Genomic DNA, 14624 nt, shown 5'->3' with positions numbered 1-14624 from the left:
ATGCCGCTCACGCCGCCACCGCTGGCGCTGTACGTGCATTTGCCTTGGTGCGTACGTAAATGTCCGTACTGTGATTTCAACTCACATGCGGTCAAAGGCGAAACACCGTATGCCGACTACATCGATGCACTGATTCGAGATCTTGAGTTTGATCTGCCGTTGGTTTGGGGTCGCACGGTGCATTCGGTATTCTTCGGCGGCGGCACGCCCAGTCTTTTTGCGCCTGAATTTATCGATGATTTCATGCAGCGCGCGAGTGCACGACTGCGCATCGCGCCGGACGCCGAAGTCACCTTGGAAACGAATCCCGGCACGGTCGAACATGGCCCGTTCAAGGGCTATTTGGCCGCCGGCGTGAATCGCCTGAGCTTCGGCGTGCAAAGTTTTGACGACGGCTGCTTGCAGCGTTTGGGGCGCATCCACAGCAGCGGCGATGTCGAACGCGCGATTCAAAGCGCACGCGACGCGGGCTACGACAATTTCAATATTGATCTGATGTGCGCCCTGCCCGGCCAAGATATGGCCATGGCTTTGCACGATGTTGAACGTGCATTGGCGTTCTCACCGACGCACCTCAGTCACTACGAATTGACCTTGGAACCCAATACGGCCTTCGCGGCCCGCCCGCCGGAAGGCTTGCCGTCGCACGACGATGCGGCGGACATCCAAGATGCCTGCCATGCGCGGCTGAAGGCAGCCGGCTTTCAGCACTATGAAACGAGTGCATTCGCCCAACCAGGACGCGCCTGCCAACACAACCTCAATTATTGGCAGTTCGGCGACTACCTAGGCATCGGCGCGGGCGCGCACGGAAAGATCACCTCAGGCGCCGAGCAACATGTGCTTCGCCGCTGGAAGCACAAGCACCCGACACAGTGGATGGCGCATGCGGGCACGGAAGCCGCCATCGGCGGCGATGAAATTTTGAGCGAAGCGCGACTGCCCTTCGACTTCATGTTGAACGCACTTCGACTCACTGAGGGCTTCTCGATCGACTTGTTTCAAAAGCGAACAGGTTTGCCGCTCTCGGTCATTGCACCCGCATTGAAACAGGCTGTCGACACAGGCGGGTTGTTAGTTGACGCGTCACATGTGACCCCAACCCCGCAGGGCCGGCGGTTTCTGAACGATATCCTTGCCCTGTTTATCTGAAAGAGCCTTGTCGGCAGGTTTTTCCGACATACAATCAAAGGCATGCCGACCGAATCGAAAGCATTGCCACCCAAGACCGTAGATGCAGCGGGCATGCCGCCGCGTGTGCGCGACATCCTGCAGCAAACTTTGGTGCTGGTACGCAAGGCCCTCGACGGTGCGGTGTTCCGGGCACTAGAAAAATTCGAATGGGACGTGACCAACGGTTCGAGCACCGACGATTGGATGCGCGATCGTGGTGATCACAATTTGTTGATCGCAAATCGCACGTCGCTCTTGCCGAGATATATGGAAGGCATTGAAGCGACGTTGGCGCGCATTCGCTTTGAAGAAGATCCGTTGAACTTGCGCGTTCGCGCGAAACGCTTTGAGCCTTCGTCCAATTGGGCACTTGAATCGCTGTCTGGCAAACAGACGACGTTTGAAGAGTCAGCCTTTGCAAACGTCGTGTTGTCCGCGTCGCAGCTTTCCGTGTACTTGCTTGGTATGCGCATGGGCGTCTTGGCTGGGCAACCCGCGATGGATCCTGAGGTTGTGCCTTTGGGCCCGAAGGATTTGCTCGATACGTTTTCAGACGCCGTGAATGACACTTTTGGCGAAGGTTTTACCGCGCCGAAGCTTTTGCAACGATTCCATGAAGAACTGGCGCCGCTCTATCCACGCTTTATCGAACAGGTCAATGACTTGCTCGGTGACGAAGGGATCTTGCCTGGCCTGACCCACATGCCGATTCGTAAGAAGGCATTTGCCATTCAAACCGAAGCACCGAAATCTGCCAGCCCCGCTTGGAAGTCGGAAGCGAGTGAATCAACGGGCGGCGGTCGCGGTGGGCGTGGCGGCAGTGGTGGCGCCGATGGGCAAAGCTTGGGTGGCTATTCGAATACGGCATCTGAGCAAGCCGCTGTGTCGGATTGGCTTGGCCAGCCCGAGTACGAAGGCTATCTCAGCCGCGCGATCGGTGGCGCAATAGGCGATGGTGGTGGTGGCAGTGGCGGCGCAGCTTCACCACACCCCCTGCGTCGCGAAGCTGATTTCATTCGTATGCGCCAGCTGTTGGCTGCGCATCGTGCCGCTAAAGGCATGGATGCCATGTCTCACGTGGCGAAGCGTCAGGAAGACGAGCTACCGCGCCAAGCCGTGCATCGTGCTTTCGACAAGATTCAGGACCGCACCAAAGGCAGCGTGGAAAACCTGCGACAAGCGGGCATCAATTCAATTGAAGACTTACGCGAGCACTTGCTCGGTGAACTGCGCGAAGAACACGGTGCTGAAAAGGGTTTGTCGCGCGTGGACGCCGACATCCTCGACTTGTTCGGTCTTCTGTATCAAGCATTGTCTGGCGAAGTCCGTGACGGCTCGCCGATGTCTGTGATGCTGGATCGCTTGCAAGTGCCGATGGCGCGCGCAGCCTTGGACGACAACAAATTCTTTGACGAAAGCGAACATCCCGGCCGAAAGGTTTTGGAGTTGGTCGCTGATTCGGACGCACGCATCGCGGGCGAAAGCGGTGTGGATCCCTTCTTTGAAAGTGCGGTTGAGAAAGCCGTTACGCGCATAGAAAACACCTACCGCGGCGAAACGGAAATCTTGAAGTCCGTGAGCGACGAGCTCGTTGAGGAACAAAAGCAGCAGGTCAAACGCGCAGAAGCGACCGAGCATCGTCAAATCGAAGCCGCGCGTGGCAAAGAGCGCTTGCTGATTGCGCGTCGCGAAACACAGGCGGCGATGAATGCCTTGTTGGAGGGTGTCGACTTACCTGGCGCCTGCGACAACCTCGTCCGCACCGCTTGGCAAGATGCCCTTTCGTTTGTGATGCTGCGCAATGGCGCGGAGTCGGACGCATGGGCACAACAAAAGGCTGTTACCGAGCGCATCATCGAAACGGTCACCGCTGACGACAAGCGCGAAGACAAAGAACTCGAAATCATGGTGGTCAAAGCGCTGCGGCGCGTTGGCTACCACGAGTCAGATGCGAACGCAGTGGCAGAACTGCTTTCGCGTGGACGGCAAGCACCACGCAGTGAATTCTCACCTTCACCGACGGCGATTGCTGCACGTATCGCAGGCCACGCGCGCTTCGGCGAAGAAGGCGATGCAAGTGAAAAGCAAGCCACCCAGAAAGCGCCGCGTACGCAACAAGAACAAGCCAATTACGAATTGCTGCGTGAGATGCCGATGGGCACGTGGTATGACTTCGTTTTGAATCAACAGGGCAGCATCGAGCGCCGACGCATGTCGTGGTATAGCTCGGTCTCCGATCGCGTATTGATGGTGAATCGCCGTGGTCAGCGCATTCTGGATATCACCTTGGATGACATGGCACGATTGATGACCGTCGGCCAAGTTCAGATCGCAAAACACGAAGACATCTCTGTCTTCAGTCGCGCCATGCACACCGTCAGCGGAATTCTTTCGAATGTGCGCAGCAGCTTTACGCGTAAGGAGACCTCTGCATGAGCCAGTCCGAATATCGCGCAGCAGCCCGACGCGATGTCACGCCTGGCACCGATGTCTACGACACGATGACCGGCCAGCCCATCGCGCAGCTGCACGACCTCTCTTCCAATGGCCTGCGCATGTCGGGCAGCCAACTGCTGAAAATTGAAGCGCTCTATCAACTGAGCTTTCATTTGGACGAGGTCAAAGGTGACGATGGCCAGCGCGGATCGCCGATTCAATGTGCGGCACAAGTGCTGTGGGTGCGCGCGGATGGCGTGAGTGGCCTTTATGTCACGGGCTTGCGAATCATTCTGATGAACACGCAAGTGGTTGAATCCATCGAAGCATGGGCCAAGCGCAATCCACAACGCGAACACTGATATCTGACCGGTAATTACACCGAAGTCACATCATTTGAGCGAAAATCAAGTTTCCCTCGGATGGATGGATCGCTTTGATGGCCCCTGATTTGAATGCCCTTTACCGTGAACATTTGGCCGCGCTCTCTGCGCGCGCCGACGCCGCACTCGAACGCGGCGGATTTGATCACTTGGTGGTGCCGGCGGGCGTCTTGAAATATCAGCTGTTTGACGACCGCGATTATCCATTTGCCGTCAATCCGCAGTTCAAAGCGTGGTTACCGGTCACGCAGGCGCCGGGCAGCTGGTTGGTGTACACCCCCGGTCAAAAGCCGCGTCTGATTTTCTTGCAGCCGCACGACTATTGGCATGTCGTGCCTGCCGCGCCTTCCGGCTATTGGGTCGATGCATTTGATATCGACATCATTCGCACACCGGCTGAAGCCACTGCCTTGTTGCCGACATCCAGTGCGCGTTGCGCCGTACTTGGTGACGCAGACAGCGCGATTTGGCCGATGGTGCCGAATAATCCGGCGCCGGTTGTTCAATATTTGGAATACCACCGCGCGTATAAGACCGCTTACGAAATCGAAATGATGCGTGAGGCCACGCGCATGGGCGTGCGTGCGCACCGAGCGGCTGAGCGCGCGTTCCGTGCGGGTGCCAGCGAATTCGGCATCCACTTGGCGTATTGCCAAGCCGCGCGCCAAGACGTCGTGGATCTGCCCTACCGCAACATCGTTGCCTTGAACGAACACGCGGCCGTGTTGCACTACACCGGCCTCGATACCCTGCCGCCGAAAACACTGCGCAGTTTCTTGATTGATGCGGGCGCAAGCTACAACGGCTACGCCAGCGACATCACGCGGACGTATGCAAAAGAAGATGGTCCGTTTGAGTCTTTGATTCAGGCCATGGATCGATTGCAACGTGAACTCTGCAACAAGGTCACCGCAGGCACCGACTATCGCGCACTTCATTTGGACGCGCACTTGGGCATTGCACGGATCTTGCGTGAATTCGATTTGATTCATGTCGATCCCGAAGTCGCTGTTGAAACCGGCGTCAGCAGCGCGTTCTTCCCACATGGCTTGGGCCATGGCATTGGTTTGCAGGTGCACGATGTGGCCGGGTTCGCAGAAAGCGACAGTGGCGGCACGCGCGCCAAACCGGAAGGTCATCCGTACTTGCGTTTAACGCGCGATCTTGCACCCGGGATGGTCGTGACGATTGAACCTGGCCTGTACTTCATCGACATGCTGTTGGAAGAACTGAAAGATCGTGGTTTAGGCCCCAGTGTCAATTGGGACACCGTCAATGCATTCCGTCCGTATGGCGGCATTCGCATTGAGGATGACGTGGTTTGCACAGAAGGCGCCGCCTTGAATCTCACCCGTACCATTTGGGAGGCATCACCATGAAGCACATTTCAATGCGTACTAGCGGACTCGCAGTGTTGGCCATGACCGCAGGCGTCATGGTCGGGTGCGCCAAACAACCCGAAGTGACAATTAACAATGACGGCTGCTTGCACTACGCCAGCCAGGTCACTTTGAATGGCTTGGCCCAACGCCAAGAAGTCACCGCACCCGGAAAGATGACGCGCGTGGCATTGATGCTGAATCTGGATGCACCTGTGTGTGTCTCGCCGGCATCCAGCGCTTCGGCACCAACGTACAAGCGCATCAATGATTTGAAACAAATCGAATTGGTTGCGCAAAGCGATATCACCGCGATGCATCAGCTCAGTGGATTTCGGGTCATTGCAAAAGGCTCGCTCACCAACATCAGCGGCGACGGCACGATCTCACCGGTCGGCATGACGGTCATTCACATCAAGCCTGAAAATCAATAATTGCAAGCGCGCTATTTGGCGCGCTTAGCTTTACCGACGGTCATCGCAATGACACCCAGCAAGATGATGCCCATCGGCAACAAGTCGTTGGCCCCAAACTTTTCGTTCGCCAACAGCGCGCCCAGCACAACGGCGATGGCTGGGTTCACGTACGCGTAGCTGCCCGCCAAGGCGGGGCGCACATGGTGCAAGAGCCACACATAGGCTGAGAAGCCGACGATCGAGCCCATCACAATCAGATAGGCGACGCTGCCTAAGGCCTTGTGCGAGACATCATGTGGCCAACGCTCGCCAAGCACCAAAGCAACGATCAGCATCATGGCGCCGCCTGCCAACATTTGGCCGCCCGACGTGACAAAGGGTGAAGGCAAGTCCTTGCCGCGGCTCCAGATAGAACCGAAAGACCATGCCAGCGAAGCAAGGATCAGCGCGACCATACCGGTCATCGAACCGCTCAAGCTGCTTCCGGCGTTGAGCCACAACACGCCGATAAAGCCGATCGCGATCCCGATCCATTCGGACTTCGAAGGGTGCTCGCCACGCATTGCCGCAAAGATACCCATCCAGATAGGCGCCGAAGCGACAGCCACGGCAGTGATGCCCGAAGACACCGTTTGTTCGGCCACGCACACGAGACCATTGCCGAAGACCAACAGCAGCAGCCCCATGATCGAGAGATTGCGCCATTGTGGTCGCGTCGGCATCACTGCCCCACGCCACTTCAGAAAGCTCAACATCAATGCGCCGGCAATGACAAAGCGCACGCCCGCCATCAAGAACGGCGGCAAGCCCCCTTCCAAGGCGAAGCGGATCGCCAAATAAGTGGAGCCCCAAATGAGATAGACGGCGATCAACGCCGTCCAAATCATGGATTTACTGACTTGCGTGTTTGAACTCATTTCACCCACAACACCGGGCTTTGCGCCTGCGGAAAGGTTTGCCTCAACAAGGCGGGATTGCGACCGAAATCATTGATGGCATCAACCAGAATGTTGGCCGACTCGCGCAAGAGCGGATCCGGTCGTTCTTCGGCGAGCTTCTCGCGTTCAAGCTGCTTCGCCACGTCACGTTCGTTGGTAGACAAGCCATCATCGTTCGGATCGTCGGCGAGCGGATCCAATTTCAGACCCAACTTCTTGCGCGCTTCCTGACGCGTTTTGATCTTGGCTTCTGCAGCGTCACGCTCAGCTTTGCGTTCCACCTCGTTCAACGAGATGTACTTACGATCACGGCGTTCCTTGTACTCGGCAAGATCCTCAAGCAACCACTTGAATTCCGGATCGTTGCGGACGCGCGCCGTGTGTTGCGCTTCCAAGGTTGCATTCAACGTCGCCAAGTTGCCCACGCGTTCGAAGTCACTGCTGTCAATCTTCGACCACGGCAGTGCATTTTCATTGGTGCTTTCACCGAAGTCCGCGGCGTCGACTGTGACCGGATAGTGCACGTCCGGCGTCACGCCCTTGTTTTGGGTGCTGCTGCCCGCCGGCAAGAAGAACTGCGCGATGGTCAGCTTCAGCTGGCCGTAGTTGGTGGCACCACGTCCCGGCCAACGGTCCAAGTCCATCAGGTTTTGTACCGTTCCCTTGCCGTAGGTGGTTTCACCGATGATGACGCCGCGGCCGTAATCCTTGATCGCGCCCGCCACAATTTCAGAGGCCGATGCGGTCGCGCGATTGATCACAATCGCCAGAGGACCACGCCACAACACACCCGGTGTGCGGTCTTGATTGATCGTCACCCGACCGCCCGACTCGCGCACTTGCACGACTGGGCCTTGGTCGATAAACAGACCGGTGATGCGCACGGCCTCACCCAAAGAGCCACCACCGTTGTTGCGGAAATCGAGCACAACGCCATCGATGTTTTGTGTTTGGAATTCTTGCAACAAGCGTGCAACGTCACGCGAGGACGACGCGAATTCACCACCGCGACGACGGCCTTCGAAATCTTCGTAGAAGCTCGGCAACTTGATCACGCCGATGCGTTTTGCCGGCTGACCTGCTTGGCTCGGCACTTCGATGATTTCCGACTTCGCCGCATCTTCCGTGAGCTTGACGATGTCACGCGTCAGCAAGACATGGTTCGGCTTGGATTCGATCGGCACGCCCGGCGGCACGAGATCAAGACGCACCTTGGTGCCCTTGTTGCCTTTGATCTTTTCTACAACGTCATCGATGCGCCAACCGACCACGTCTTCCATCGGGCCTTTTTCACCTTGGCCGACGGCAATGATGCGCATCCCCGGTTGCACCAGCTTGCTCAAAGCGGCTGGGCCACCCGGCACCAATTCGCGCACCACGACAACATCATCAGGCTTGGTCAGCACTGCGCCAATACCTTGCAGCTGCAACGACATTTGTTGGTTAAAGCGCTCTGCGGTGCGCGGGTTCAAGTAATCCGTGTGCGGATCGATCGAGTTCGCGTAAGCATTCATCGCAATTTGGAAGATGTCTTCCGAGCTGTACTCGCTGACTGCCTTCTCGATATTTGCGTAGCGCTTGTCCAGCGTTTTGCGAATGTCTGCAGGCTGCTTGCCTGCCAACTTCAAGCGCAGCCAATCGTTGCGCACTGAGTTCGTCCACAGCGTGTCGAGTTCTGCATTAGACGCAGCCCACGGTGCTTTCTCGCGGTCAAACTCAACGCGGTCGTGGCCGCTGAAATCGAAGATGTCTTTGTTCAACAAGGCACGCGCAAATCGTGAGCGCTCTTTGACGCGCTTGCGATAGGTATCGAACACAGCGAAGGGGCGCTTGAAATCGCCCGCCTTGATGTCGTCATCCAACTGCGATTGTTGGGCGTTAAAGCTCGCCACATCTGCGGCGGTCAAAAACATCTTGGCGCCGTCGAGGGATTCTAGATAGCGCTTGGCGATATCTGCAGCGAGTGCATCGTCTAGCGCACGCGGGCGATACGCGTAGTTGCTATCAGATAGAACGCCGTAAACCGTCTTCGCCGTTTCACGCTGATCGACATTTTGAACCAGTGCACCGGTGGGCTTCTTGTCGCTGCGCGTCGTCACCGCTGCAGGTGTTGCAACTTGTGCGAGCTGGACCGTCGGCGCGGGCGCCAGTGTTTGAACGTCGTGCTGCGTCAAGACGGCGGCGCCCAAAACCAATGGCACGGCCCAAACGGCAATCAATACACTACTGCGCTTCTTCATATTTCCTCGATGGCGACGACGCACGCTTACATGTATTGACACATGAAAGCGTCGGAAGTTTCAAATAGATCGTAGGACCCGGTTCAGTCAGGCCTTGTGAAGCTCGGCGGCCTGGCGGTCGGCATGGTAGCTGGATCGCACCATCGGGCCGGACGCCGTGTTGGTGAAGCCCAGTTCGTTACCGAAGGCCTCCAACGCTGCAAATTCTTCAGGCGTCCAATAGCGCAAGACCGGATGGTGCGCAGGTGAGGGCTGCAGGTACTGACCGATGGTGACCATGTCGACATCGTGCGCGCGCAAGTCACGCAAGGTGGCATGCACTTGTTGCAGATCTTCGCCGAGGCCGAGCATGATCCCGGACTTGGTGGCAATCGTCGGATGCTGTGCCTTGAAGGCTTGCAGCAGTCGCAGCGACCACGCGTAGTCCGCGCCCGGGCGCACGTTCTTGTACAAGTCCGGCACGGTTTCGATGTTGTGATTGAAGACATCTGGCGGGGATTCGGCCAGGATCTCGAGTGCGCGCTCCATGCGCCCTTTACCACGAAAATCCGGCGTCAAGATTTCAATCTTGATATTGGGCGACAACGCACGAGTTTCTCGGATGCAGTCAACGAAATGTTGTGCGCCGCCGTCACGCAAATCATCGCGATCCACGCTGGTGATCACGACATATTTCAAACCCATGTCAGCGATGGTTTGCGCTAAACGTTTGGGCTCATCGAGATCCAACGGCTTCGGGCGACCGTGTGCCACATCGCAGAAGCTACAGCGACGCGTGCAAACATCACCCATGACCATGAACGTCGCGGTGCCGTGACTGAAGCACTCGTGGATGTTGGGGCAGCTTGCGTCTTCACACACCGTCACCAAGCGATTTTCGCGCAAGCGGTTTTTCAACTGCTGCACCGAATTGCCCGAAGGAATGCGAACGCGAATCCAGGACGGCTTTCTGAGCACCGGCGCATCAACGAATTGCACCGGCGAGCGGCCGATTTTGTCTTGCGCGACTTGTTTCACGCCCGGAATCAAACTGTCCGGACCGTCTTCGAGGACTGCGGGAATACTACGTGGCGTTTCACTCATACGCCTATTATCGCACTGCTTCACCCGCGGCGAACTGGGTGCGACCGGCGGCTAATGCAGCCAGATCAGGGGCCTCCGCAGGCGTGAGTTGCAGGCCGAATTGTCGTGCCAGCTCGCCCAAAAGCACCGGCGTCACGTCTTCCATGCGACTGGGACCGCCCAAATCAAACATCGAGACGACCTCGAGCCCGGCATACCCACAGGGATTGATCCGGTGGAAGGGCGACAGATCCATATTGATGTTGAACGCCAGTCCGTGGAAGGTGCAGCCGTGGCGCACACGAATCCCCAAGGCCGCAACCTTGGCGTCATTCACATAAACGCCGGGCGCACCTTGGCGTCGTGCCGCGCCTATATTCCATTCGCCCAAGGTGTCGATGATCGCCTGTTCGATCTTGCACACGTAATCGCGCACGCCGATGTCCAAACGCGGCAAGTTAAGCAAGGGGTAGACCACGATTTGACCGGGCCCGTGATACGTCACTTGCCCGCCGCGATCGACATGCACAACCGGTATGTCACCCGGCATCAACACATGCTCGGGCTTACCCGCTTGCCCCAGCGTAAACACAGGGTCGTGTTCGACGACCCACAGTTCATCTGGCGTGTCTTTATCGCGCTGATCGGTAAGCCCCTGCATTGCGCGCCAGACCGGCACGTAACTTTGCCGGCCCAGTTGTCTTACATACGCGCGACGCCTATCGCTTAGATCGTCCACTTCACTTCCGGATGGTCACGCAAGGCGGCGTGCGCCGCATCGTACTGCGCACGCGTTTCTGCACGAAAACTGAGTTTCACCGAGACGTACTTTCCACCGGACGAATCACGGCTGGAGACGGTCTCGCGCATCACTGCAATCCCTGCCCGCTCCAACAGCATTGGAATTTCTTCTTCCAAACCTGCGCCGGCAGGTCCCATCGCGGTGATCTCAAAATCCCCGGGGAACTGAAAACCGTGTTCGGGATTGTCAGATTCAATCGTCATTAGACCGACTTCCACCACAGCAACAAGGAATGCCACAAGCGCTTGAAGAAGCCCGCACGTTCAACATCTTGCATCGCCACCAGCGGTGCTTCTGCGACTTGCTTGCCGTCCAAGGTGACCTTCACCTTGCCGAGCACTTGACCCTTCTTGATCGGACCTTCCAACATTTGAGGAATATCCATCACCGGCTTCAAGGATTCGTAGCGACCGCGCGGCACAGAAATCACCATCGGCTCAGCAACGCCAATTTGCACTGTATCTGTTGCACCCTTCCACACTTTTTGCGTGGTGATGACTTTGCCAGGCTCATACAACTTGTGTGCTTCAAAGAAGCGGAAGCCCCAGTTCAACAAGGCTTGTGAATCAACGGCACGTTGCACTTCACTGCTGTCGCCCAAGATTACGCTGATCAAGCGTTGGTCGCCGCGCATGGCCGAGGCCATCAGGCAATAACCGGCTGCCGAATGGTGGCCCGTTTTGATGCCATCAACCGATGCATCACGCCACAACAGCAAGTTGCGGTTGGGCTGCGTGATCGGACCCACGGTGAATTCTTTAATCTTGTTGTACGAATACGCTTCCGGATAATCGTGAATCAACGCACGACCCAGCAAAGCCAAATCATGTGCACTCGATATATGACCCGGTGCGCTCAATCCCGTCGCATTTTCGAAATGGGTGTTCTTCATGCCAATGCGTTGTGCGTGGGCATTCATCAGTTGTGCGAAGGCTTGTTCACTGCCGGCGACGTGTTCTGCCAATGCAATCGCGGCATCGTTGCCTGATTGCACCACCATGCCCTTTTCCATTTGCTCAAGCGGTGCAGTCTTGTTCACTTCGAAGCCGCTATAGCTGCCATCGGTGCCCGCGCCGCCTGATTTCCAAGCGTTTTCCGTCATCATCACCGGATCCGTTGCTTTCAACTTGCCTTTGGCGAGTTCGGAGGCAATGACATAGCTCGTCATCACTTTGGTGATGCTGGCCGGTTCCAACTGGGCGTCGATATTTTCGCCTGCCAGCACTTGGCCCGTGGCGTAATCCAACAAGATCCATGCCTTGGACACTTTTGGTGCCGGTGCCGGCGGAATCGGCAAAGCGCCCGTCGCCACCGCAGACGGCGCAGCAGGTGTCGGCACAGGCGCGGCGGTCTGCTGCGCTTGTGCAATGCCCAAGGTCAGGGTGAGTGCCGCAGTCAATACAAGTTTATTCATGAGGGTTGATTGTCTTCCAATTGAATTAGTCGCGAACAATCGCAGGTTGGCCAAAGCCTAAGCCCGCGATGCTCGAAGAAAGTTTGGCGGCGTCACCTTCCGCTACCGGCCCAACGCGCAAACGCCACACTTGTTTGCCGTTCACTTGGGCTGCGACCAGACGAGAGTTTTGAATGCCTGCAGATTTCAAAACGTCCAATGCATGTTCTGCATTTTGCTGGCTGGCGAAACTCGCCACTTGCAAGGTGTGGGTGGAATCGACGTGCTTCGGCGCCGTCGTCGAAGGCACTTCCGGTGCGAGTGCTTTAGTCACCCGCGGCGGTGTTGCTTCGGGCATCGTGGTCACCGCCTTGTCGGGCTTGCCCGGTTTGCCGGTCGCAATGCGAACCCGACGTGCAGCCAACCAGCGATCGAACTCATCTGCCGTCATCGGGCGGCCATTTTGCTTCATGTCAAAGCGGTATTCGCCTTTGCCGGCCGCCACCGAATTTTGCAGGGCAATGCCTTCCGGCTTGTTGTCTGACGCAATTTCCGACGCCAATGCTTTGCGTGCTTCCGGATCTTTGCGTGCCGCTTTGGCCTTCGCCAACACGGCATCGGTATCGTCGGCGTCCTCAGGTGACAATGCTTCAACGCGCACACGCGCCGTCCCCTGTCTGCGATAGTCGAGCTTCACCGCGGCGGCGTAGCTGAGGTCAATGATTCTGTTTGAATGAAATGGCCCGCGATCGTTGACGCGCACAATGACCGATTTGCCGTTGTCTAGATTCGTGACGCGTGCATAGCTCGGTAACGGCAAGCTGCGATGTGCCGCGGTAAACGCATACATGTCGTAGATATCGCCATTCGATGTTTTACGGCCATGAAACTTTTTGCCGTAGTACGACGCGTTACCCGTTTCGTCGTAGCCTTCATGGTCATCGAGGACGCGATACCTTTTGCCGAGGACGGTGTAGTCCTTGTTGCCGCTTCGGGACCTGGGCTCATTCTTAACGACAGGCTCCGGAATGGCATCGACATCCGGAATCTCATCCGGCACAGAATCTTTTTCATTCGGCGCATATAAGCCACCCGCGACATAGTTGCCGCGCTTGGACGGATCTTCTGCGGCAGGCGCATAGGGCGATGTTTTGCCCTTGGACGACGCAACAGGTTTATGGGTGGGCGTGTGCTTGGACTCGCCGACTTTGCTGCCCGCGGTGTCATTCTTCTTGGGCGCTGTACTACACGCGGCCAACAAGACGACGGAACACGCGACTAGCCACCTCATGCGCCCGGCACCGGTGTGCCCGCGATTTCTTGCGACAGCTGATACACCGCAGCCGCATACATCGGCGACTTGTTGTATTTGGTGATCGCGACGAAATTGCGGAAGGCCATCCAATACTCGGTACCGTTCGCGCCTTCGAACGTAATGATCGTCGCAGGTTCATCGCTCGGCACGGATTGCAGCGGACGCCACCCCATTTGCGCTAGCGATTGCTGCGAATACATGCGGTCGACGCCGTTTTGCGGATTGAAGGCCTGTGCACCTGCCGATCGTGTGGCGCGCACCATGACGGGACGACCCGGTACCCATTGGCCGCGACCAATGAAATAGTTGGCAATCGACGGAATAACATCGTCGAGATCGGTCAGCAGATCGCGCTTGCCGTCATTGTCGCCGTCGACGGCAAATTCACGGTAGCTCGAAGGCATGAACTGCCCCCAGCCCATGGCACCGGCATAACTGCCCTTCAGCTGCGTCGCATCCATGTGCGATTCGCCTTCCAAGGCAAACACTTGTGCCAATTCATCACGGAAGAACGCTTCGCGCGCGTTTTCACGTGCAATCTTTTCCGGAAGGTTGGTCCGCGGATAACGGAACGCCAAGGTATACAGCGCATCAATCACGCGATACTTGCCCATGTTGCTGCCGTAACCGGTTTCAACACCCGTGATCGCCGTGATGATTTCTTTCGGCACACCGTACTTGGCTTGCGCGCCAGACAACAACACCGCATTGTCTGCCATGAACTTCTTGCCACCTTCAATGCGCGACGGCACGATAAAAATCGGCCGGTAGTCGCGCCACTGCTTCGTGCCTTCTGCGGGGCGCGACATGGCCGTAATGATGCTGTCTTTGATTTCCGCCGTTGCGAGCACCGTGCGCACACGCTGTGCATCAACGCCGTACTTGGATTGCGTATCAAGTGCGAAGGCTTCGCGTGCTGCCACCAAATCCGGTACCGGACCGGTCGGTGTTTCAGTGTTGGTCACTACCGGCGCAACCGGCGGCGGTGGCAACTGCGGCTGCGGTGTCGAGGTTTTTTGAGTCGCGCAACTGGCCAAAAAAGCGGTTGCACAAATAAAGAGTATGCGTCGTGTCATTTTTCTCTGGG

General features: G+C 57.1%; 13 protein-coding genes. 5 read left to right on the top strand and 8 right to left on the bottom strand.

What is annotated here, in order from left to right; genetic code table 11:
* The 5 genes from hemW to G7069_RS05250 all read left to right on the top strand — a co-directional run bounded on the left by hemW (position 1) and on the right by G7069_RS05250 (position 5805).
* A complete protein-coding gene (gene hemW, locus G7069_RS05270; protein ID WP_166297557.1) occupies positions 1-1152 on the top strand; it encodes a radical SAM family heme chaperone HemW in 1152 nt (383 codons plus the stop codon).
* Positions 1153-1194: 42 nt separating this feature from the next.
* The gene (locus tag G7069_RS05265) at positions 1195-3609 is read left to right on the top strand and encodes a DUF1631 family protein (RefSeq protein ID WP_166295035.1); all 2415 of its coding nucleotides are present in this window, start codon (positions 1195-1197) and stop codon (positions 3607-3609) included.
* Positions 3606-3971: a PilZ domain-containing protein gene (locus G7069_RS05260; protein WP_166295033.1), complete on the top strand. Its 366-nt coding sequence runs from the start codon at positions 3606-3608 to the stop codon at positions 3969-3971. Before G7069_RS05265 ends, G7069_RS05260 begins: the two co-directional genes overlap by 4 nt.
* A 74-nt stretch (positions 3972-4045) precedes the next feature.
* Complete coding sequence (pepQ, locus tag G7069_RS05255) at positions 4046-5371, top strand: Xaa-Pro dipeptidase (RefSeq protein ID WP_205758693.1); 1326 nt, start codon at positions 4046-4048, stop codon at positions 5369-5371.
* Positions 5368-5805, top strand: coding sequence for a hypothetical protein (locus G7069_RS05250; protein ID WP_166295028.1), 438 nt, complete (start codon positions 5368-5370; stop codon positions 5803-5805). The genes pepQ and G7069_RS05250 overlap by 4 nt, the downstream gene beginning before the upstream one ends.
* Before the next feature lie 11 nt (positions 5806-5816).
* Here G7069_RS05250 and yedA read toward each other — a convergent pair whose 3' ends face one another.
* The 8 genes from yedA to mltB all read right to left on the bottom strand — a co-directional run bounded on the left by yedA (position 5817) and on the right by mltB (position 14502).
* A complete protein-coding gene (gene yedA, locus G7069_RS05245; protein WP_166295026.1) occupies positions 5817-6704 on the bottom strand; it encodes a drug/metabolite exporter YedA in 888 nt (295 codons plus the stop codon).
* Positions 6701-8965 carry a carboxy terminal-processing peptidase gene (locus G7069_RS05240; RefSeq protein ID WP_166295024.1) on the bottom strand — a complete coding sequence of 755 codons (2265 nt, stop codon included), beginning with the start codon at positions 8963-8965 and terminating at the stop codon, positions 6701-6703. The genes yedA and G7069_RS05240 overlap by 4 nt, the downstream gene beginning before the upstream one ends.
* A gap of 87 nt (positions 8966-9052) precedes the next feature.
* Positions 9053-10048: a lipoyl synthase gene (gene lipA / locus G7069_RS05235; protein ID WP_166295022.1), complete on the bottom strand. Its 996-nt coding sequence runs from the start codon at positions 10046-10048 to the stop codon at positions 9053-9055.
* A gap of 7 nt (positions 10049-10055) precedes the next feature.
* On the bottom strand, positions 10056-10766 hold the full coding sequence (gene lipB, locus G7069_RS05230) for a lipoyl(octanoyl) transferase LipB (protein ID WP_166295020.1): 711 nt from the start codon (positions 10764-10766) through the stop codon (positions 10056-10058).
* Entirely contained in the window at positions 10754-11032 is a 279-nt protein-coding gene (locus tag G7069_RS05225; protein ID WP_166295018.1) for a DUF493 family protein, read from the bottom strand. The genes lipB and G7069_RS05225 overlap by 13 nt, the downstream gene beginning before the upstream one ends.
* Complete coding sequence (locus G7069_RS05220; RefSeq protein WP_166295016.1) at positions 11032-12243, bottom strand: D-alanyl-D-alanine carboxypeptidase family protein; 1212 nt, start codon at positions 12241-12243, stop codon at positions 11032-11034. Before G7069_RS05220 ends, G7069_RS05225 begins: the two co-directional genes overlap by 1 nt.
* Positions 12244-12268: 25 nt before the next feature.
* Positions 12269-13513, bottom strand: a complete 1245-nt coding sequence (locus G7069_RS10745; protein WP_166295014.1) for a septal ring lytic transglycosylase RlpA family protein — start codon at positions 13511-13513, stop codon at positions 12269-12271.
* The gene (gene mltB / locus G7069_RS05210; RefSeq protein WP_240912486.1) at positions 13510-14502 is read right to left on the bottom strand and encodes a lytic murein transglycosylase B; all 993 of its coding nucleotides are present in this window, start codon (positions 14500-14502) and stop codon (positions 13510-13512) included. The genes G7069_RS10745 and mltB overlap by 4 nt, the downstream gene beginning before the upstream one ends.
* Between the last annotated feature and the right edge of the window lie 122 nt (positions 14503-14624).

This window comes from Lysobacter sp. HDW10 (assembly GCF_011300685.1).
GTDB lineage: Bacteria > Pseudomonadota > Gammaproteobacteria > Xanthomonadales > Xanthomonadaceae > Solilutibacter.
Note: the sequence above shows the minus strand (reverse complement) of the source record. Positions and strands in the feature narration are given on the sequence as shown.